At 71.0% G+C, this 18993-nt stretch carries 19 protein-coding genes and 1 pseudogene; 11 read left to right on the top strand and 9 right to left on the bottom strand.

Annotated features, from left to right (window positions below):
* Nucleotides 1-81: 81 nt before the first annotated feature.
* Nucleotides 82-840, top strand: coding sequence for an LOG family protein (locus tag IEY89_RS10610; RefSeq protein WP_189147068.1), 759 nt, complete (start codon nucleotides 82-84; stop codon nucleotides 838-840).
* Nucleotides 841-1027: 187 nt separating this feature from the next.
* On the opposite strand, the gene folP is transcribed toward IEY89_RS10610, so the two are convergent.
* Nucleotides 1028-1888 carry a dihydropteroate synthase gene (gene folP / locus IEY89_RS10605; protein WP_189147225.1) on the bottom strand — a complete coding sequence of 287 codons (861 nt, stop codon included), beginning with the start codon at nucleotides 1886-1888 and terminating at the stop codon, nucleotides 1028-1030.
* A gap of 181 nt (nucleotides 1889-2069) precedes the next feature.
* Here folP and IEY89_RS10600 point away from each other — a divergent pair, with 181 nt between their 5' ends.
* Both IEY89_RS10600 and IEY89_RS10595 read left to right on the top strand, forming a co-directional pair.
* Nucleotides 2070-2420: a DivIVA domain-containing protein gene (locus IEY89_RS10600; RefSeq protein WP_189147067.1), complete on the top strand. Its 351-nt coding sequence runs from the start codon at nucleotides 2070-2072 to the stop codon at nucleotides 2418-2420.
* Nucleotides 2417-3007 (top strand): DNA-3-methyladenine glycosylase I, encoded by a 591-nt coding sequence (locus tag IEY89_RS10595; protein WP_189147066.1) that lies wholly within the window; start codon nucleotides 2417-2419, stop codon nucleotides 3005-3007. Before IEY89_RS10600 ends, IEY89_RS10595 begins: the two co-directional genes overlap by 4 nt.
* Nucleotides 3008-3274: 267 nt before the next feature.
* On the opposite strand, the gene chcB is transcribed toward IEY89_RS10595, so the two are convergent.
* Nucleotides 3275-4078 (bottom strand): 2-cyclohexenylcarbonyl CoA isomerase, encoded by an 804-nt coding sequence (chcB, locus tag IEY89_RS10590; RefSeq protein ID WP_189147224.1) that lies wholly within the window; start codon nucleotides 4076-4078, stop codon nucleotides 3275-3277.
* A gap of 381 nt (nucleotides 4079-4459) precedes the next feature.
* On the opposite strand from chcB, the gene IEY89_RS10585 reads away from it, so the two are divergent.
* Complete coding sequence (locus tag IEY89_RS10585) at nucleotides 4460-4627, top strand: DUF3117 domain-containing protein (protein ID WP_003966491.1); 168 nt, start codon at nucleotides 4460-4462, stop codon at nucleotides 4625-4627.
* Between the two features lie 125 nt (nucleotides 4628-4752).
* Here the strand turns inward: IEY89_RS10585 and IEY89_RS10580 are convergent, their stop codons facing one another.
* Nucleotides 4753-5451, bottom strand: coding sequence for an O-methyltransferase (locus tag IEY89_RS10580; RefSeq protein ID WP_308437428.1), 699 nt, complete (start codon nucleotides 5449-5451; stop codon nucleotides 4753-4755).
* A gap of 215 nt (nucleotides 5452-5666) precedes the next feature.
* Here IEY89_RS10580 and sigE point away from each other — a divergent pair, with 215 nt between their 5' ends.
* From sigE to IEY89_RS10555, 5 genes are all read left to right on the top strand, one after another.
* Nucleotides 5667-6440, top strand: a complete 774-nt coding sequence (sigE, locus tag IEY89_RS10575) for an RNA polymerase sigma factor SigE (RefSeq protein WP_189147065.1) — start codon at nucleotides 5667-5669, stop codon at nucleotides 6438-6440.
* Nucleotides 6437-7438 carry an anti-sigma factor family protein gene (locus IEY89_RS10570; protein WP_189147064.1) on the top strand — a complete coding sequence of 334 codons (1002 nt, stop codon included), beginning with the start codon at nucleotides 6437-6439 and terminating at the stop codon, nucleotides 7436-7438. The genes sigE and IEY89_RS10570 overlap by 4 nt, the downstream gene beginning before the upstream one ends.
* Nucleotides 7439-7580: 142 nt before the next feature.
* A complete protein-coding gene (locus IEY89_RS10565; RefSeq protein ID WP_189147063.1) occupies nucleotides 7581-9221 on the top strand; it encodes a S1C family serine protease in 1641 nt (546 codons plus the stop codon).
* Nucleotides 9222-9430: 209 nt separating this feature from the next.
* On the top strand, nucleotides 9431-9886 hold the full coding sequence (locus IEY89_RS10560) for a sec-independent translocase (protein ID WP_189147062.1): 456 nt from the start codon (nucleotides 9431-9433) through the stop codon (nucleotides 9884-9886).
* A 219-nt stretch (nucleotides 9887-10105) separates the two neighbouring features.
* Nucleotides 10106-10765 (top strand): hypothetical protein, encoded by a 660-nt coding sequence (locus tag IEY89_RS10555; protein WP_189147061.1) that lies wholly within the window; start codon nucleotides 10106-10108, stop codon nucleotides 10763-10765.
* Between the two features lie 132 nt (nucleotides 10766-10897).
* Here IEY89_RS10555 and IEY89_RS10550 read toward each other — a convergent pair whose 3' ends face one another.
* Genes IEY89_RS10550 through IEY89_RS10540 form a run of 3 tightly spaced genes read right to left on the bottom strand, consistent with a single transcriptional unit; the run spans nucleotide 10898 to nucleotide 14013 of the window.
* On the bottom strand, nucleotides 10898-12031 hold the full coding sequence (locus tag IEY89_RS10550) for an Mrp/NBP35 family ATP-binding protein (RefSeq protein ID WP_189147060.1): 1134 nt from the start codon (nucleotides 12029-12031) through the stop codon (nucleotides 10898-10900).
* A gap of 43 nt (nucleotides 12032-12074) precedes the next feature.
* Nucleotides 12075-12692 (bottom strand): DUF1003 domain-containing protein, encoded by a 618-nt coding sequence (locus IEY89_RS10545; RefSeq protein ID WP_189147059.1) that lies wholly within the window; start codon nucleotides 12690-12692, stop codon nucleotides 12075-12077.
* Nucleotides 12682-14013 carry a magnesium transporter MgtE N-terminal domain-containing protein gene (locus tag IEY89_RS10540; protein WP_189147058.1) on the bottom strand — a complete coding sequence of 444 codons (1332 nt, stop codon included), beginning with the start codon at nucleotides 14011-14013 and terminating at the stop codon, nucleotides 12682-12684. The genes IEY89_RS10545 and IEY89_RS10540 overlap by 11 nt, the downstream gene beginning before the upstream one ends.
* Nucleotides 14014-14228: 215 nt before the next feature.
* Between IEY89_RS10540 and IEY89_RS10535 the strand changes: the two genes are divergently transcribed.
* Entirely contained in the window at nucleotides 14229-14987 is a 759-nt protein-coding gene (locus IEY89_RS10535; RefSeq protein WP_189147057.1) for a hypothetical protein, read from the top strand.
* Between the two features lie 112 nt (nucleotides 14988-15099).
* Here IEY89_RS10535 and IEY89_RS10530 read toward each other — a convergent pair whose 3' ends face one another.
* A complete protein-coding gene (locus tag IEY89_RS10530; protein ID WP_189147056.1) occupies nucleotides 15100-15651 on the bottom strand; it encodes a hypothetical protein in 552 nt (183 codons plus the stop codon).
* Between the two features lie 40 nt (nucleotides 15652-15691).
* Entirely contained in the window at nucleotides 15692-16807 is a 1116-nt protein-coding gene (locus tag IEY89_RS10525) for a magnesium and cobalt transport protein CorA (protein ID WP_189147055.1), read from the bottom strand.
* Nucleotides 16808-17343: 536 nt separating this feature from the next.
* On the opposite strand from IEY89_RS10525, the gene IEY89_RS10520 reads away from it, so the two are divergent.
* Complete coding sequence (locus IEY89_RS10520; protein WP_189147054.1) at nucleotides 17344-17940, top strand: suppressor of fused domain protein; 597 nt, start codon at nucleotides 17344-17346, stop codon at nucleotides 17938-17940.
* Nucleotides 17941-18111: 171 nt separating this feature from the next.
* Here the strand turns inward: IEY89_RS10520 and IEY89_RS10515 are convergent.
* Nucleotides 18112-18951 (bottom strand): annotated as a pseudogene (locus tag IEY89_RS10515) (MFS transporter); the annotation flags it as partial.
* Nucleotides 18952-18993: the final 42 nt, after the last annotated feature.

Raw genomic sequence — 18993 nt, 5'->3', positions numbered from 1 at the left:
GACATGCTCACGTCCCCCGTCCGTAACCGGCGGAGATCTACGCTGAGGTGGATCGACAGTAGGTGGAGGAAGGGAGCGGCCATGGCCAACGGCAACCCCGAGGGCAAGCAGCGGCCACCGGAGGAGCAGCGGCTCGGACCGGTGCTGCGCAGGCGCGGGCAGGTCCAGGCGAGCACCACCGACCAGCGTCTCCTCGACGCGGGCGGCCCCTCCGACTGGGTCCACACGGACCCCTGGCGGGTGCTGCGCATCCAGTCGGAGTTCATCGAGGGCTTCGGCACCCTGGCCGAACTCCCGCCCGCGATCAGCGTGTTCGGCTCGGCGCGCACGAAGGCGGACTCACCGGAGTACGAGGCGGGCGTCCGCCTCGGCCGCGGCCTGGTGGAGGCCGGGTTCGCGGTGATCACGGGCGGCGGGCCGGGCGCGATGGAGGCGGCCAACAAGGGCGCGTGCGAGGCGAAGGGCGTCTCGGTGGGACTGGGCATCGAGCTCCCCTTCGAGCAGGGGCTCAACCCCTATGTCGACATCGGGCTGAACTTCCGTTACTTCTTCGTCCGCAAGATGATGTTCGTGAAGTACGCGCAGGGCTTCGTGGTCCTGCCCGGGGGCCTCGGCACCCTGGACGAACTCTTCGAGGCGCTGACCCTGGTCCAGACGCAGAAGGTCACGCGCTTCCCGATCGTCCTCTTCGGCAGCGAGTACTGGGGCGGTCTGGTCGACTGGCTCAAGAACACGCTGATCGCCCAGGGCAAGGCGTCGGAGAAGGACCTGATGCTGTTCCACGTCACGGACGACGTGGACGAGGCGGTGGCACTGGTGTCGAAGGAGGCGGGGCGCTAGCGCTGGGCTTGAGCGGGTGGTGTCTCGGGGGCGCTGCCCCCGAACCCCCGCTCCTCAAACGCCGGAGGGGCTGAAACAACCAGCCTGTCCGGCGTTTGAGGACGAGGCCCGTTCAGGGCCGAAAGGGGGGTCTGGGGGCGCAGCCCCCAGGTGTGGGACGGGTAGGGGCGGCGGGGGCGAAGAACTCCTACGCCAGCCCCCGTCGCGCCACCGCCGGGGGACGGTGACCCGCGATCGACGTCACCATGTCCAGTACCTGCCGCGTCTCCGCGACCTCGTGGACGCGGTACACCCGCGCCCCCAGCCACATCGACACCGCCGTCGTCGCCAGCGTCCCCACCAGCCGTTCCTTCACCGGCCTGTCCAGCGTCTCGCCCACGAAGTCCTTGTTGGACAGCGACACCAGCACCGGCCACCCCGTCTCCACCATCTCCCCCAGCCGCCGCGTCGCCTCCAGACCGTGCCGCGTGTTCTTCCCGAAGTCGTGCCCGGGATCGATCAGCACCGACTCCCGTGCCACGCCCAGCGCGACCGCCCGTTCGGCCAGCCCGACGGTCACGCGGAGGATGTCGGCCATGACATCCTCGTACGCCACCCGATGCGGACGTGTCCGCGGCTCCGCACCGCCCGCGTGCGTGCACACCAGCCCCACCCCGTACCGCCCCGCGACCTCCGCGAGCCGTGGATCCACCCCGCCCCACGCGTCGTTCAGCAGATCCGCGCCGGCCTCGCACACGGCCTCGCCCACATCGGCACGCCAGGTGTCCACGCTGATGATCACATCGGGAAAACGGCGCCGGACCTCCGCCACGAAGCCGACCGTCCGCCGCGCCTCCTCCGCCGCCGTCACCTCCTCGCCCGGCCCCGCCTTCACCCCGCCGATGTCGATGATGGCGGCACCCTCCGACACCGCCTGCTCCACGCGCGCGAGCGCCGGCTCGTCGCGGAAGGTGGCTCCCTGGTCGTAGAACGAGTCCGGGGTCCGGTTCACGATCGCCATGATCACCGGCTCGTGCGTGCCGAACTCACGCCTGCCCAGCCTGAGCATCCCCTGTGACCTCACCGTGTGCGTCTCCCAGTAGTTCCTGTGCCCGGCCGGCAAATCAGCCCTGTGTTCGGCCGCCTGCGACCATAACTGCCAGACTCGCATGGCACGATCGGACCCTGCCGCATTCGGCACAGGCACTTCCGATCAACCCGATCCGTCCGAATCCCGTGGGGACCCAGCGATGTTGATGTTCTTGTTCCTGGTCGTCGCGCTCGCCGTCGTGGTCACCGCGGTGACGCTGGCCGTGGTGGGCGGCGGCGAGAGTGCCGTTCTGCCGGAGGTCGCGCCCGAGCGGCTCCAGGACCTGCTGCCGCCCGACCGCCCGGTCGGCCGCGACGACGTCGAGTCCCTCCGCTTCCCTGTCGCGGCCCGCGGCTACCGCATGTCGGACGTCGACGACGCGCTCACCCGCCTCGGTGCCGAACTCGCCGAGCGGGACGCCCGTATCGCCGACCTGGAGTCCGCGCTGGCCGGCGCCCGGGCCGTGCCGCGGATCACCATGGACAAGCCGGCCGAGGGGACCGAGCAGTGAGCGACACCGGCGTGGCCCTGGCCGGCCCCGACGGTGCCCTGCGCTGCCCCTGGGCGCTGTCCACGCCGGACTACGTGGCGTACCACGACGAGGAGTGGGGCCGCCCGGTACACGGCGACGACGCCCTCTTCGAGAGGCTCTCCCTGGAGGCCTTCCAGTCCGGCCTCTCCTGGATCACCATCCTGCGCCGCCGGGCGGGCTTCCGTACCGCCTTCGCCGACTTCAAGATCTCGTCCGTCGCGGTCTTCACGGACGCCGACCGCGAACGGCTCCTCGCCGACGCCGGCATCATCCGCAACCGCGCGAAGATCGACGCGACCCTCGCCAACGCGCGCGTGCTGGCCGCGTGGGCCCCGGGGGAGCTGGACGAGCTGATCTGGTCCCACGCCCCGGACGCGGCCTCCCGGCCGGTCCCGCGGACCCTGGCCGACGTCCCCCCGGTCACCGACGAGTCGACCGCCCTGTCCAAGGCCCTGAAGAAGCGCGGGCTGCGTTTCGTGGGCCCCACGACCGCGTACGCGCTGATGCAGGCCTGTGGACTGGTGGACGACCACCTGGAGACGTGCGTCGCGAGAAGCGCCCCGTAGGGGACGCTTCCACCGGCGCTCCCGCCCCGGACGAGGGCCTGTCGTTGGATCACGCTGACTTCGGGTTGCGGTGCCGTTGTCTGCCGGTGGGCGGGGTGTGGTGCGTGCAGCTGTAAGGCGGAGGAGGGCGTCGACGCGTTGGGGGTCCCCCCGGTCGAGCGGAGTCGGGAGTGGGGGAGTCGCAACCGACGACAAACGCGGCTGGGGCCCTCCTCCGGGGGAGTGCCCACACACCCCGCGGCCCAGGCGTGATCCAAACGACAGGCCCTAGCGGCCCAGGTACTTCGGCTTCTCCTTGTTGACGAACGCCTGCACCGCGATCGCGTGGTCCTCCGACGCGCCCGCGCGTGCCTGGAGTTCGTCCTCCTTCTCCAGGGTCTCGGCCAGGGAGTGCGTGAACCCGTACGCCATGGCCTCCTTGAGGGCCGCGTACGCCACCGTCGGGCCGTCGGCCAGGGCGCGTGCCGTCTTCTCGGCCTCGGCCCGCAGCTCCGCCGCCGGGACGACCCGGTTCGCGATGCCCAGCTCGTACGCCTCCTGCGCCTTGACGCTGCGCGGGAACAGGAGCAGGTCGGCCGCGCGGCCGGGGCCCACCACGCGCGGGAGCGTCCAGGAGACGCCCGAGTCGGCGGTCAGGGCCACGCCCGCGAACGACGTGTTGAAGGTGGCCGTGTCCGCGACGACCCGGTAGTCGGCGGCGAGCGCGAAGCCGAAGCCGGCCCCGGCCGCGACGCCGTTCACGCCCGCCACGACCGGCTTGGGCATGCCCGTCAGCGCCCGCACGACGGGGTTGTAGTGCTCGCGGACCGTCGTCATGGTCTGGCCCGTGCCGGCCTCGCGGTCGGCGACCAGGAGCCCGATGTGCTCCTTGAGGTCCTGGCCCACGCAGAACGCCCGGTCCCCGGCGGCGGTCAGCAGAACCGCCCGTACGGCGTCGTCCGTGGCCGCCTCCTGGACCGCCTCGCGGAGTGCGACCTTGGCCGCGATGCTCAGCGCGTTCATCGCCTCGGGGCGGTTCAGCGTGATCGTCGCCAGCCCGTCGTGCACCTCGTAGAGCACGGTGTCGGCCATGGGGGTCCCCTCCGGTGTCGCGGCTGCGTCGTCCTGCGTACTGATCAGTGCGTAGTCGTCCCATGACAGCATGGCGGAGATCACGCGCGGAGGAGAGGGCCGGTCATGTGACCTGCGTCAAAGAATTCCGGTCCGGTCGCGGTCGGCCGGAAGTGCGCGCGGCGGCGAAGTATCGCAGTCACATCGCCGAATTGGGTGGTTTTGATCGCGCGCGTTGCCCAAGCGATGCCGACTGATGTTGGTCATAGGGTCCTGAGATGCGGGATAATGGCTGGGAAGCAATGTGTTCGATGCCGGTGACGTGCCTCTCATGAGGGGAAGCGCGTGCCCTCCTAAGGGGCCGTCGGCGACGATGAGCTGGTTTCAGGAAGGGGAACGAGCATGGCGGCCATGAAGCCGCGGACGGGCGATGGCCCGCTCGAGGTGACAAAGGAGGGGCGGGGCATTGTCATGCGAGTTCCGCTCGAAGGCGGCGGTCGACTCGTCGTCGAGCTGACCCCTGACGAGGCCGACGCGCTGGGCGATGCCCTCAAGAAGGTCGTCGGCTGACGCGCGGACGCGTCCATACCCTTTCAGCTGCCCCGGCACCGTGAACATGCGGTGCCGGGGCACTGTTTTGCCGTTCGTACGCCGCAGGCCTTGGCCCGCACGCCGTAGCCCGCGGTCGCAAGGGCTCAGCGCTTGACCGCGCACAGCAGGCCGTCGCCCACGGGCAGCAGGGACGGCACCAGTTCCTGGCTCTCGCGCACCGCGCGCAGCAGCTCCCGCAGCCGTATGACCTCGGTGGGCTGAGGCCCCGCATCGACCGTCCTGCCGTTGGCGAACACGCCCTCGAAAACCACCAGGCCACCCGTACGGAGCAGACGCAACGATTCAGCTAGATAGTCCAGGCTCTCCAGCCGGTCGCCGTCGCAGAAGACGAGGTCGTAGCCCGCGTCCGCGAGCCGGGGCAGCACGTCCAGGGCGCGGCCGGGGATGAAGCGGGCGCGGTTGCTGGCGAAGCCGCACGCGCGGAAGGCCTGGCGGGCGAACTGCTGGTGGTCCGGCTCGGGGTCGACCGTCGTCAGGACCCCGTCCGGGCGCATGCCGTGCAGGAGGTACATCCCCGAGACGCCCGTCCCGGTCCCGATCTCCGCGACCGCCTTCGCGTCCACCGAGGCGGCAAGCAGCCGTAGCGCGGCGCCCGTGCTGGGCGCCACCGAGCGCAGCCCTGCCTCGCGGGCCCGGTCACGGGCCCAGCGCAGTGCTTCGTCCTCGGCGACAAAGGCGTCGGCGAACGCCCAGCTCGTCTGCCGGTTGCCGGTAATGACCCTCTCCTGTCCCCGCGGTTGCCTGGGCGTGACTGTATCCGTTGCGCCCGGGAACCCGCAGATGGGACCAGTCGTTTAGAGGGGTGCGGGACGAGGTGGTGCAGACGGGGCGACTACATGGGGGATCAGTGGATCAGCGGACGGGCCGGCACACGGACCACACGAACAACACCGAGAACCCGGTGCAGGTGCAGGTGCTGGAGCGGCCCCGGGAGCCGGGTCGGCGCCCATCAATTTCGAGGAAAACCGCTTATCCGGAGCTAACGGGCGAGGTGGCTATGGTAGGGGCTCCACTGGACACCACCAGAGCCGACAGGGGAGGTGCGGCTGCGCCTGTGGATCGGGGAGGAGCGCTGCGGCGCCTTCTCGGATCAGCGGGTAGGCCGAGATCCGTGAACAACACTGCTGCTGACCCCAGTCACGCCGCTGACCGAGCCCAGACCGCGACCTTCTCCACCGACGCGGACGGGCAGGCGTGGACTCCGCCCTCGTGGGAGGAGATCGTCAGCACGCACAGCGGCCGCGTCTACCGCCTGGCATACCGCCTGACGGGCAACCAGCACGACGCCGAGGACCTCACGCAGGAGGTCTTCGTCCGCGTCTTCCGCTCGCTGTCGACGTACACGCCCGGCACCTTCGAGGGCTGGCTGCACCGCATCACCACCAACCTCTTCCTGGACATGGTCCGCCGCAAGCAGCGCATCCGCTTCGACGCCCTCGGCGACGACGCCGCCGAGCGCCTGCCCAGCCGCGAGCCGTCCCCGCAGCAGGTCTTCAACGACGCGCACTTCGACGTGGACGTCCAGCAGGCGCTGGACACGCTGGCACCGGAGTTCCGCGCCGCCGTCGTCCTGTGCGACATCGAGGGACTGTCGTACGAGGAGATCGCCGCGACTCTCGGCGTGAAGCTCGGCACCGTCCGCTCCCGTATCCACCGAGGCCGCTCCCAGCTCCGCAAGGCCCTCGCGCACCGCTCTCCGGAGGCCCGTGCCGAGCGCCGCTTCGCGGTGCCACGGGTGGCCGCGCTGGGAGGAGGGGGCGCGACCGCGTGAGTGCATCACGGCCGTACTCTGCCGAGCGTCGTCTCGCCGAGCAGCATCTGGGAGACCGGCTCTCCGCCCTCGTGGACGGGGAACTCGGTCATGAGACGCGGGAACGCGTCCTGGCGCACCTGGCCACCTGCGCGAAGTGCAAGGCCGAGGCCGACGCACAGCGCCGTCTGAAGAACGTCTTCGCGGAGATGGCCCCGCCACCGCCCTCCGAAAGCTTCCTGGCCCGCCTCCAGGGCCTCCCTGGCGGAGGTGATTCCGGCTCCGGCGGCTCCCCGCTGGGCGGGGGAGGATTCACCGACGGGTTCTCCGGTTTTCCCACGGGCCCAGGAGTCGGCTCAGGAGTCTTCGGGGTGAAGGGGGAGGGGTTCGGGTACGTTCCCGCCCGGCCGCACACCTCCGTGCTCCCGGCCGCTCCGGGCCGGGGCTTCCGCATTCACGAAGTCGGCCGTCACTATGCCGACCGGTCGTCCTCACGCAGCCTGCGGTTCGCGTTCGCCGCCGCCGGAGCCGTGTCCCTGGCCGCGATCGCGCTGGGCGGGGTGTCGACGGGCGTTCCCGGTGACACGACGGACGCCCGGGGCGCCTCCGGGGGCAGCAATGTGACCCCGATGCGTCCGCAGGGCGGTGGGACTTCCGTGGCTCCCGACAGCCAGCGGCGCCGGTCGGTCGGCCCGCTGTTCTCGCAGGGACTGGGGCAGGGGACGTTCGGACAGACGCCGGTGGCGTCGCCGGTGGCGTCGGCGCCGCTGCTGCCGGGCATCCCCGCACCGCCCTCCGGCGGCCGGGAGCGGGAGGCCATGCATCAGCTGACGGCGCCGGTCGTGGCCGCCGCCGCGGTGCTGTCTCCGCTCATACGCCCGCTCACGGTTCCGCAGGTCGCCCTGACCTCCTGGTCGACATCGCCCGAGGCGGCGGTCCAGGGACTGCTCGTGGCACCGGCGCGCGACTCGTCCCCCTCACCGTCGCCGTCCGCGTCCACGTCGGACACCGTCCGCTGACCCCACGAACCTGGTTGAATCCGAGGTGCGGACCCCGCACCGGCGGTCCGCGCAACAGCGGTCGGCGGAGCGGTGGTTCGCGCAGTCGGTGGCTCTCGGTCAGCGCCGACGAGCCGTCAGGCGGACCAGGTGTGGGGAGAGCATGGACGAGGGGAAGCCCGCGAAGGCCAACTGGTGGAGTCGGCCCAGCGGTGAATCGGCGCCCGGCCAGGAGGCTTCGGCCTCCGCTCCGGCTCCTGGTGAGGGAGTGCCCGCGGTGAGTTCGCCCGGAGCCGGCGCCGTAACCGGCACCGGGGGCGACTTCGAGTTGGAGCGGCCCCGGGCGGCGCCCAGGGGTGCCGAGGGCAGCGCCGACGGGGATGCCCATGACGAGGGGGACTTCGAGCTGCCGCTGCCCCTGGCGGTGCCCGACCCCGTGGCTTCCGCCGAGGCCGGCCCCCCGCCCCTTCAGGATCCCGATCCCCACAGCACCCCGCCGTACGGCCATCCCGGCCCCTGGGCGTCCGCTCCGCCGGTCCAGCACCCCGCGGTGACCCCGGCGCACGGGACGGCCGTACCGGAGCCCCTGACGCCCGCCGACGACCCCTGGCGCCGCTACGACCCCTGGGCGCCCGTCGCTTCCTCCCCCCTCCAGCAGACCGGAGCCGTCCCCGCCGACGGCAGGCCGGGCGCGCGCAGGCGTCGGCTGGTCGTCGGGGCCCTGGTGCTCGCGCTGCTCTCCGGGGGCATAGGTGGAGCCGTCGGGTCGTATCTGGAGCGCCATGACGGGGACGGCGACCGCGTCCAGCTGTCGCAGGCCGCGAAGGACGAGTCCGTCGGGCGGGCTCCGGACAGCGTGGCCGGGATCGCCGCGCGGGCGCTGCCCAGCGTGGTGACGCTGCATGTGCGCGGCGGCGGCGCGGAGGGCACCGGTACCGGGTTCGTGCTCGACGGCCGGGGACACATCCTCACCAACAACCACGTCGTCGAGCCCGCCGGTGCCGACGGCAAGGTGACGGTGACGTTCAGCGGCGGCGAGACCGCCCAGGCCGAGGTCGTCGGACGGGACGGCGGATACGACCTCGCCGTCGTCAGGGTGAGCGGCGTCGACGGGCTCCGGCCCGTGGTCCTCGGGAACTCCGACAACGTGGCGGTCGGCGATCCCGTCGTCGCCATCGGGGCCCCCTTCGACCTCGCCAACACCGTCACCTCCGGCATCATCAGCGCCAAGGAACGGCCCATCACCGCCGGGGGCGAGAGCGGGGACGGGAGCGACGTGTCGTACGTCGACGCGCTCCAGACCGACGCGTCCATCAACCCGGGCAACTCCGGCGGACCACTGCTCGACGCCGCGGCCAGGGTCGTCGGGATCAACTCCGCGATCCGGTCCGCCGACAGCGGCTCGGGGCTGGACGGCACCCAGGCCGGTTCGATCGGGCTCGGGTTCGCCATCCCCATCAACCAGGGCAAGCGCGTCGCCGAGGAGCTGATCAACACCGGCCGGGCGACCCACCCCGTCATCGGTGTCACCCTCGACATGGACTACACCGGCGACGGCGCCCGCGTGGGTACGCAGGGCAACGACGGCGGGTCACCGGTGACCAAGGGCGGCCCCGGCGACCGGGCGGGCCTCCAGGCCGGCGACATCATCACCGGGGTCGACGGGCGGCGCGTCCACTCCGGCGAGGAACTGATCGTCAGGATCCGTGCCCACCGCCCCGGCGACCGGCTGGAGCTGTCCCTGCTGCGCGGCGGCGGGCAACGGACGATCTCCCTCGTCCTGGGCTCCTCCGGCGGCGACTGACGGAAACCTCACAGGGGGCGGGCCGTCGTAGGCTCCCACTGGGCAAACATCCCGGAAAACCGGTCGCGTACACCCACTCTTGGGCCCCAGGACGGTACCGGTGGGACAGGATGGCCGGGTACCGTGGAACCGGCCCGGACCACGGAAGACCGCGAAGACCGCACGGACCACCGAGGGCCGAGGGCCGAGGACATCGCAAGGAGCTTCAGGTGTTCAATGACATAGGACCGCTCGAGCTGGTGACGCTCGTGCTCCTCGCCGTGCTCGTCTTCGGTCCGGAGAAGCTTCCGAAGATGATCCAGGACGTCACGCGCACCATCCGCAAGATCCGGGAGTTCTCGGAGGGCGCGAAGGAGGACATCCGCTCGGAGCTGGGCCCCGAGTTCAAGGACTTCGAGTTCGAGGACCTGAACCCCAAGACGTTCATCCGCAAGCACCTGGACAACGACGAGCTGGGGCTCAAGGAGATCCGTAACGGCTTCGACCTGAAGAAGGAGATGGCCGAGGTCACGGACGCGGTCCACGGCCGTGAGTCGGACACGTCGGCCTCCTCGTCCTCGGGCTCGGCCTCCTCCGGTTCGTCGGGTTCCTCCACCGGCACCGTCGACATGACGAAGAAGCCCGAGCCGGACGAGCGCCCGCCCTTCGACGCGGACGCCACCTGACCGTCGTAGGCCCGCACGTGACGCGTCTCATACTCCGACCGGGCCTCTGACGGCCCGATCCGGACGTCTGCGCGGCCCACGCGCCGGGCGCTTTCCCTGCTGCTCGGAGCGGTGTGGCTATGCTGCCGAGTTGATGTGGGCCTGTACAGGGGCGAACGACGCCGCCCGAAGGGGGGCGGGCCGCTCCGGGCCGACGAGAACGAGGAGGCGTCCGGGTACATGGAGACGACAAGTCGGGTGGGCGTGCAGGCGCCGGCCGCGGAGGGCGGACAACAGGTCCCCTCCGCCCGGCGCACGGTCGACGGCTATCTGCTGGCGCCCTTCCCTTGGTACGGCCTCGACGAGGCCTTCACGGGACCGCGCTGGCTGATGCAGGTGGGTACGGCGGCGGACGGCGCCGTCGAGCACGGTTCGATCGGGCACGGCGACGAACCCTCCATAAGGCACGAGGCCATGGGGGAGGACAAGGAGCGGTTCGCGGTGGTGGTCACCGTGGCCGCGAACCCCGTACGGCGCAGTGCGGACGGCACGGGGCTGCTGGAGGCCACCTCGGTCTCGTCGGCGGCCTGGCTGGCCGGTGTGGGGCTGCTGTCCTTCACCTGGCCCGGCCAGATGGACCACACCCTGCGCGACGACTGGCTGGACCAGCAGACGGAAACGGCGTGGGTCCTCGCGGACGATCTCGGCGGCGATGACTGGTCCACCCTCTCCCTCCCGGTCGACGGGGTGCCTACGCCCTTCCACTACCGGGAGTCCGAGTTCGGCTGGGTCCTCGCCGGGTCGACCCAGGAGGGCGTGCACGTGGGTGCGTACGGGCGGGGGATGAGCGCGTACGGGCTCGGCTTCGCCGTGATCAAGGATATTGGCGTGTACGCGTGAGAAAGGGGCGCCGTTGGTATGCGGCGCCCCCTCCGCTGTGGGGGCGTGGGGTGGTGCGGCGGGTGCCGCGCCGTTGTGGCTTGTCGCGCAGTTCCCCGCGCCCCTGAAAGCCCAAACCCTCGCTGACGTCCGTCAGAACTTGTTCCTCGGGGTGATCCCCAAGGACATGCCCGACAGGCCCCGCTGCCGGCCCCCCAGCTTTCCCGCGATCCCGCGCAGTGCCGCGCCCGCCGGGGAGTCCGGGTCGGACAGGACGACCGGTGTACCGTCGTCGCCGCCCTCGCGCAGGCGGACGTCGATCGGGATGGAGCCGAGGACCGGTACTGTCGCGCCCGTCGTCCTGGTGAGGCCGTCCGCGACGCTCTGGCCGCCGCCCGTGCCGAAGACGTCGACCATCTCGTCGCAGTGCGGGCAGGGCAGGCCGGCCATGTTCTCGACCACGCCGACGATCTTCTGGTGGGTCTGGACGGCGATGGCGCCCGCGCGCTCGGCCACCTCGGCCGCGGCCTGCTGAGGCGTCGTCACGACCAGGATCTCGGCGTTCGGGACCAGTTGGGCAACCGAGATCGCGATGTCGCCCGTGCCCGGCGGGAGGTCCAGCAGGAGCACGTCCAGGTCGCCCCAGAACACGTCCGCCAGGAACTGCTGGAGGGCCCTGTGGAGCATCGGGCCGCGCCAGACGACCGGGGCGTTGCCCGGGGTGAACATGCCGATGGAGATGACCTTCACGCCGTGCGCGGACGGCGGCATGATCATGTTCTCGACCTGGGTCGGACGCCCCTCGACGCCCAGCATGCGCGGCACGCTGTGGCCGTAGATGTCGGCGTCGACCACGCCCACCTTGAGGCCGTCGGCCGCCATCGCCGCCGCCAGGTTGACGGTCACCGACGACTTGCCGACGCCGCCCTTGCCGGACGCGACCGCGTACACGCGAGTGAGGGAGCCAGGCTTGGCGAAGGGGACCTCGCGCTCGGCCTGGCCGCCGCGCAGGGCGGACGCCAGCTCCTTGCGCTGGTTGTCGCTCATGACGTCCAGTTCGACGTCGACGCGGGTGACGCCCTCGACCCGCGAGACCGCCTCCGTCACGTTCTTCGTGATCGTGTCGCGCATCGGGCAGCCGGAGACCGTCAGGTACACGGCGACCGCGACCGCTCCGTCCGCACCGATCTCCACCGACTTCACCATCCCCAGTTCGGTGATGGGTCGCTGGATCTCGGGGTCGTTCACCGTCGCCAGTGCTTCACGCACCGCGTCTTCCGTAGCCATGACCCCGATGGTACGGGGCCGCACACGGCCTCCGGAAAGCCCGTCACCGGTCTTCTATGTCACGCCCTCGCGGCCGTTCTGCCGGGAATGTGGCGGTTCTGCCGGAGTGGTGCCCGTCCTCGTGCCGTTCCGCGTACCGCTCCTCCAGCTCCTTGACCAGGTCCTGGAGCTCGGAGCGGATCCAGTCCCGGGTCGCCACCTCGCCCAGCCCGGCGCGCAGGGAGGCGATCTCGCGGGTCAGATACTCGGTGTCGGCGATCGACCGCTCGTTCTGTTTGCGGTCCTGTTCGAGATTGACGCGGTCCCGGTCGTCCTGCCGGTTCTGCGCGAGCAGGATCAGCGGGGCCGCGTAGGAGGCCTGGAGCGACAGCGCGAAGGTCAGGAAGATGAACGGGTAGTGGTCGAAGCGCAGGTCGGCCGGCGCGGAAACGTTCCACACCACCCACACGATGATGACGACCGTCATCCAGACGATGAACCGCCCGGTCCCGAGGAAACGCGCGATGCGTTCGGACATCCGTCCGAACGCCTCCGGGTCGTACTCGGGCAGCAGCCGACGCCTGGGCGCGCGCGGCTGGTCGAGGCGCACCCGGGGGCGGGAGGCCGCCGTGGCGCCGCTCGCCGCGCGCTCACGGGTCCCGGTCTCGCGCTCAGGAGTCATGGCCACCCGCTCTCTCGGACTCGCTCTCGTCATCGTCATCGTCATCGGTGTCGGCGTCGGTCTCGGCGAGGTGGAACTCCGTCTCCCGCCAGTCCTCGGGGAGCATGTGGTCGAGGACGTCGTCCACGGTCACCGCGCCCAGCAGCGACCCGCTCTCGTCGACCACCGGTGCCGCCACCATGTCGTACGTCGCGAAGAACCCGGCGACGACCGGCAGTTCGGCGTCCGGGGAGAGGGGTTGCAGGTCGTCGTCGACGAGCGAGCCGACCAGGGTGTACGGGGGGTCGCGCAGCAGCCGCTGGAAGTGGACGGCGCCCAGATACTTGCCGGTCGGTGTCTCGTCCGGCGGGCGGCACACGTACACCTGGGCGGCGAGCGCCGGGGAGAGGTCGGGGTTGCGGACGCGGGCCAGCGCGTCGGCGACGGTCGCGTCGGGGCGCAGCACGATCGGCTCGGTCGTCATCAGACCGCCCGCCGTGTCCTCCCGGTACGCCATCAGCCGGCGCATGTCGGCGGCGTCGGAGGGCTGCATCAGGCTCAGCAGCCGCTCCTTGTCGTCCTCGGGCAGCTCACCGAGCAGGTCGGCGGCGTCGTCCGGGTCCATCGCCTCCAGGACGTCGGCGGCGCGCTCCTCCTTGAGCTTGCCGAGGATCTCGATCTGGTCGTCCTCGGGCAGCTCTTCGAGTACGTCGGCCAGCCGGTCGTCGTCGAGGGCGGCGGCCACTTCGGCGCGCCGTTTCGGCGACAGGTGGTGCAGGACGTTGGCGAGGTCGGCGGGGCGCAGCTGTTCGAAGGTGGCGAGGAGGCTCTCGGCACCCTGTCCGTCCTCCTCCAGGGAGAAGCCGGTGACGGCGGACCAGTCGACGGTCAGCGTCTCGCCGGTGTTGCGCCGGAAGGCACCGCCGCGGCCCTTCTTCCGTACGAAGACCCGCTCGATCTCCCAGTCGCGGCGGGCCGGCAGCTGTCGTACCGCCACATCCAGGACGGTGACCTCCTCGCCGGTCTCGCCGAGGGTGACGCGCCGGTCGAGGAGTTCGCCGAGGACGAGCCGCTCGGTGGGGCGCTGCTCGAAGCGCCGGACGTTCAGGACGCCCGTCGTGATGACCTGGCCGGACTCGATGCCGGTGACGCGGGTCATGGGCATGAAGACGCGGCGCCGGGTGGTGAGTTCGACGACGAGGCCGAGCAGCCGGGGCGGACGGTTGCCGACGCGCAGCATCGCGATCAGGTCGCGCACACGGCCCACCTGGTCGCCGTTCGGATCGAAGACGGCCATCCCGGCGAGGTGCGAGACGAAGACACGGGGTGAGGCTGCCGCCATGCCACGCCTCCTGCTTCGGTGTGCGCTGCGGGGAGCGCGTCGGATTGCGTAAGGGGGTTCCGAATTGCCTGCTCGGATGCGCTTCAGGCTAGCCCGTCCGGTTCGGCCGCGCCTTGGTGGGGGGTCCGGACGGACTGGCTCCGCCGGGGGCCGACGGCACCGGTACGCTGCCGTCCACACCCCTCAGGACACCCGTACGAGAGGCAGCCTCACCCGTGTCTGTGATTCCCCGCGGCCGTACCCGCAGCGCCGGACTGGTGAGCGCGATATGCGCACTGCTCGTGACGGGGACAGGGCTGACAGGATGCGCCGCCGACCCGGACGAGGGCACCAACGGGGTCGGCAAGCTGTCCGCCGACACCATCCAGACGAAGACCCGTACGGCAGCCCGGTCCGCCGACGCCGTCCGCCTCTCCGGGACCGTGGTGACCAGCGGGACCACGTACACCCTCGACATGAGCCTCAAGGACGACGGCGGCACCGGCTCGGTCACCGCGAAGGGGTCGGCGTTCCGGCTGCTGCGGGTAGGGGAGCACCTGTTCCTGAAGGCCGACGCGGCGTTCTGGAGCCACGAGGACGGCGCCAAGGGCGACGACGGAGAGTCGGACGCGGCAGCCGCCGCGAAGCTCGGGGGCCTCTTCGTGAAGGTCCCGACGGGCGACCCCTCGTACAAGAAGTTCAGCGGCTTCACCGACAAGGACGTTCTCCTGGACGGTCTGCTCACCCTGCACGGCAGCCTCGCCAAGGACGGCCGCCACAAGCAGTCGGGCGTCCGCACGATCCGCATCACCGGCGACAAGGGCGCCGGCGGCACCCTGGACGTCTCGCTGGAGGGAACCCCGTACCCCCTGCGCCTGGTCCGCGCGGGCGGCGCGGGCACGCTGCTGCTGAGCGACTGGGGCAAGGACTTCCCCCTGGAGGAACCGGCGAAGGACGAGACGGTCGACTACGGGCAACAGCTGCCGGCGTCCTGAGGGGGCAGCGCCCCCGAAAGCGGACCGGTGAACTCCGGCGCGGCACAGCGCCCCTTAAGGGGCGCGGGGAACTGCGCGACCAGCCCCCACCGACCCGCAGCAAACAAACCACCTACCCCGCGGAGCGCTTCCGCTTCTTGAACAGCAGCCGCGGCAACCCCGCAGGGATCGGCTCCCGCGTCGTCGCCGGGCTCGGCAGCGGCGGCGCCGCCAGCGTCCCGTCCGGCAGAGGGCGCACAACCCCGGCGCGCGGCACCAACCGCACCACCCGGCATTCTCGCGCCCACCGATCCGTCATCGCCTCCCCGTCCGGCGCGTTCAGCCGCTTCCCCTTCAGCTCGGCGACCGCGGCCTCCCACTCCGGGGAGTGCGGGGCCAGTTCCACGACCGTCGCCTGCCAGGTGACGAGCCGGCCGCCCTTGTCCTTGCTGCGGACGGTGACCTCCGCGTCGGCCCCCTCGACCAGGCCGGGCAACGGCTGCTCACCGGGCCCGTCGCCGACCAGCACGGCCGCGCCCTCGTGCCAGACGTGCCACATCGCACGGGCCGGGACGCCATGGCCCGCGACGTGCGGCGCGGCCACACCGTTGCCCTTGACCCAGATGAGCCCGGACTTCTTGGTGGCCTCCTCGACGAGGGCCCGGTCGAGCAGCGTGTCAGTCATGGGCAGAAGGGTAGCGAGGCGTCCGCCGCCCCGGCGGCCGTCACAGCCAGCCGTTGCGCTTCAGCGTGCGGTGGATGCCCACACACAGGCCCACCATGGCCGTCATGACCACGGGGTAGCCGAACTTCCAGTGCAGCTCGGGCATGTAGTCGAAGTTCATGCCGTAGACGCCGCACACCATCGTCGGTACGGCGATGATCGCCGCCCAGGACGTGATCTTCCGCATGTCCTCGTTCTGCGCGACGGACGCCTGCGCGAGGTTGGCCTGGAGGATCGAGTTGAGCAGCTCGTCGAAGCCGATCACCTGCTCCTGGACCCGGGCCAGGTGGTCGGCGACGTCGCGGAAGTACTTCTGGATGTCGGGGTCGATCAGCCGCATCGGGCGCTCGCTCAGCAGCTGCATGGGCCGCAGGAGCGGCGAGACGGCCCGCTTGAACTCCAGGACCTCACGCTTGAGCTGGTAGATCCGGCCGGCGTCCGTACCGCGCGGGGTGCCCTTGCGGCCCGGTGAGAACACCTCCGTCTCGACCTCGTCGATGTCGTCCTGCATGGCGTCCGCGACCGCCACATAGCCGTCGACTACGTGGTCGGCGACGGCGTGCAGCACGGCGGAGGGGCCCCTGGCGAGCAGCTCGGGATCGTCCTGGAGGCGGTGGCGCAGTGCCCGCAGGGAGCCCTGGCCGCCGTGCCGGACGGTGATGAGGAAGTCCCGCCCGGTGAAGCACATCACCTCGCCGGTCTCCACGACCTCGCTGTTCGCGGTGAGTTCGGTGTGGTCGACGTAGTGGATGGTCTTGAAGACGGTGAAGAGCGTGTCGTCGTACCGCTCCAGCTTGGGCCGCTGGTGGGCCTGGATCGCGTCCTCGACGGCGAGCGGGTGGAGCCCGAACTCGCTGGCGATACCGGAGAACTCGCCCTCCGTCGGCTCGTGCAGCCCGATCCACACGAAGCCGCCGTCGCGGCGCACCTTGCGCATCGCCTCGTGCGGAGTCAGCGCCTTCGGGGTCTCGATCCGGGCGCCGTCGCGGTAGACGGCGCAGTCGACGACGGCGGAGGGCGTCGAGGGGTCGCGGGTGGTGTCGTAGCCGCTGCCGTCCTTGCGCAGGGAGGGACGGGAGGGGCGGACGGCGGCACGCAGGTTGTTGATCATCGACATTGGCAGGTTCCTTCGCTACAGGCAACGAAAGACCGCCGACAACGGTTGGAACTGCCCGGAATGGGGACGTCCTGGCTGAGGATGTTTGGCACGTCCACAAAGCGGGGAGCACCGCACCGTCGCGGTGGTGAGCTTCGCTACTGATTCAGAACTGACGCAGATCACATGGATCAGGCAAAACGAAACCAAGTGCTCTTCCGCGATGACGCGAGTGCGAGAGGTGACAGCCAGCCGGGAGAAGCCGGAGCAACTACATCAGCGGGCGGAAGAGCGGGTGCTACTGCACGGATGACTTCGATCCATTGCAGCCCCACCTCCTCCGGCCGGTCCCTCGTGAGGGACGATCCATTCCCCTTCAAGGGGAGCCCCCTAGGGGGAACTTCAGCGGTGTCGGGACTCGATCGCGACTCCCCCAGGGCCCTGAAGGCCTGGGTGGTACCCCATCTGCGCGCTGCCCGAACCCGGCCAAGGGTAACAGCCGACCGAACTGTCAAGGTGCGCGTTTGCCCTTTACCGACGAGTCCTATGCTCGGCGCATGTCTGATGTTCTTCCTCTGGTCGAGGCCCGGCTGCGTACGGCACTGGGCGAACCTGACGCGCGTGCCGCGGTCACCTTCCTCGGCACGGACCGCGTCGAGGTGCTGCGATTCCCGGACCGGGACCAGGACGGGGAGATCGTCCGCTACGCCACCCTCGGCATGTCCGCGCTGCCGATGGCGGACCCCACGGCGGTGCTCGCCGACCCGGTGAAGGGCCCGCGCGCCGAACTGGTCATCTCCGTCCGGGCCGGCCTCGCCGACACCGACAAGGTGCTGCGCCCGCTCGCGGTTCTCGCCGCGTCCCCGCAGGTCGAGGGTGTGATCGTGGCCCCCGGTGCCTCGCTCGACGTCGGGGAGCCGCTCTGGCCCGGGGCGCCCTTCACCTCGGTCCTGGTCGCGGAGCCGGGTGGCCTGGTCGAGGACCTGGAGCTCGACGCGCCCCTGGACCCGGTGCGCTTCCTGCCCCTGCTCCCGATGACCGCGAACGAGGCCGCCTGGAAGCGCGTCCACGGCGCCCAGGCCCTCCAGGAACGCTGGCTCACCAACGGGACGGACCTACGGGACCCGGCCCGCAGATCCGTCCCGCTGGACTGACCCTCGCGTCCGACTCCGGAGTGACCGAAGTCACCAACGGCCGCCTGGGAGAAGCCAGTTGGGCAGCTCCCCGCAAGGGGCGCGGGGCTGTGCCGGATCTGCGGCTCCGCCGCGGGGCGCGACCAGTCCTCACCGGCCGGCGAGCACATCACCACGCCCTCCGCGGAGCGTTCAGTTCGAGAAGACGCCCACACTGTCCTCGGAAGCGTGCCGAACCTCCAGCTCCTCCACCTCGTGGGTGAGCGACTTCCGGCGTACGACGACCACAGCCGCGCCGAGCACGGCGCTCACCGCCGCGACCACGAACGGCATGTGGATGTCGCTCCACTCCTCGATCCTCGGCGCGAAGAACGGGGCCGCAGCCGCGGCGAACCAGCGCACGAAGTTGTAGCCGGCGCTCGCCACCGGGCGCGGCGCGTCCGAGACGCCCAGCGCCAGCTCCGTGTAGACCGTGTTGTTCACGCCGATGAACGCGCCGGACAGGATCGTGCAGACGACGGCGGTGGTGTGGCTGCCGTAGCCGAGGACCAGGACGTCGACGGCGAGCAGCACCAGCGAGCCGCCGAGCACCGTCAGCGAGCCGAACCGCCGCTGGAGACGCGGGGCCACGAGCACCGACGAGACGGCCAGCAGCAGACCCCACGCGAAGAACACGCCGCCGGACCTGTAGGGCGTCATGTCGAGCACGAACGGGGTGAAGGCCAGCACGGTGAAGAACGTGTAGTTGTAGAAGAAGGACGAGACCGCGGCGGAGGCCAGGCCGCCATGGCCGAGCGCCTTGATCGGGTCGAGCAGTGAGGTCTTCTGGACCGGCTTCGGCAGTTCCTTCAGGAACACGGCGATGCAGAGGAAGCCGACGGCCATCAGGAACGCGGTGCCGAAGAAGGGGTAGCGCCAGCTGGCGTTGCCCAGCAGGGCGCCCAGCAGGGGGCCGCACGCCATGCCGAGGCCCAGTGCGGATTCGTACAGCAGGATCGCCGCCGCGCTGCCGCCGGCCGCCGCCCCGACTGCTGTGCATGCCTGCTCCTTCACGACTCGCGGGCCCCACCCGCG

This window comes from Streptomyces lacrimifluminis (assembly GCF_014646095.1).
In the GTDB taxonomy this organism is placed as follows: domain Bacteria; phylum Actinomycetota; class Actinomycetes; order Streptomycetales; family Streptomycetaceae; genus Streptomyces; species Streptomyces lacrimifluminis.
The sequence above is the reverse complement of the archived record's forward strand: the minus strand, read 5'-3'. Positions and strand labels throughout refer to the sequence as shown.

Coding starts and splice junctions, on each gene's coding strand:
- IEY89_RS10585 (WP_003966491.1), top strand. CDS start 4,460: ATGGCGGCCATGAAGCCGCGGACGGGCGATGGCCCGCTCGAGGTGACA.
- IEY89_RS10550 (WP_189147060.1), bottom strand. CDS start 12,031: ATGGCTACGGAAGACGCGGTGCGTGAAGCACTGGCGACGGTGAACGAC.
- IEY89_RS10600 (WP_189147067.1), top strand. CDS start 2,070: ATGTTGATGTTCTTGTTCCTGGTCGTCGCGCTCGCCGTCGTGGTCACC.
- chcB (WP_189147224.1), bottom strand. CDS start 4,078: ATGGCCGACACCGTGCTCTACGAGGTGCACGACGGGCTGGCGACGATC.
- sigE (WP_189147065.1), top strand. CDS start 5,667: ATGGTAGGGGCTCCACTGGACACCACCAGAGCCGACAGGGGAGGTGCG.
- folP (WP_189147225.1), bottom strand. CDS start 1,888: ATGCTCAGGCTGGGCAGGCGTGAGTTCGGCACGCACGAGCCGGTGATC.
- IEY89_RS10540 (WP_189147058.1), bottom strand. CDS start 14,013: ATGGCGGCAGCCTCACCCCGTGTCTTCGTCTCGCACCTCGCCGGGATG.
- IEY89_RS10520 (WP_189147054.1), top strand. CDS start 17,344: ATGTCTGATGTTCTTCCTCTGGTCGAGGCCCGGCTGCGTACGGCACTG.
- IEY89_RS10525 (WP_189147055.1), bottom strand. CDS start 16,807: ATGTCGATGATCAACAACCTGCGTGCCGCCGTCCGCCCCTCCCGTCCC.
- IEY89_RS10565 (WP_189147063.1), top strand. CDS start 7,581: ATGGACGAGGGGAAGCCCGCGAAGGCCAACTGGTGGAGTCGGCCCAGC.
- IEY89_RS10555 (WP_189147061.1), top strand. CDS start 10,106: ATGGAGACGACAAGTCGGGTGGGCGTGCAGGCGCCGGCCGCGGAGGGC.
- IEY89_RS10545 (WP_189147059.1), bottom strand. CDS start 12,692: ATGACTCCTGAGCGCGAGACCGGGACCCGTGAGCGCGCGGCGAGCGGC.
- IEY89_RS10610 (WP_189147068.1), top strand. CDS start 82: ATGGCCAACGGCAACCCCGAGGGCAAGCAGCGGCCACCGGAGGAGCAG.
- IEY89_RS10530 (WP_189147056.1), bottom strand. CDS start 15,651: ATGACTGACACGCTGCTCGACCGGGCCCTCGTCGAGGAGGCCACCAAG.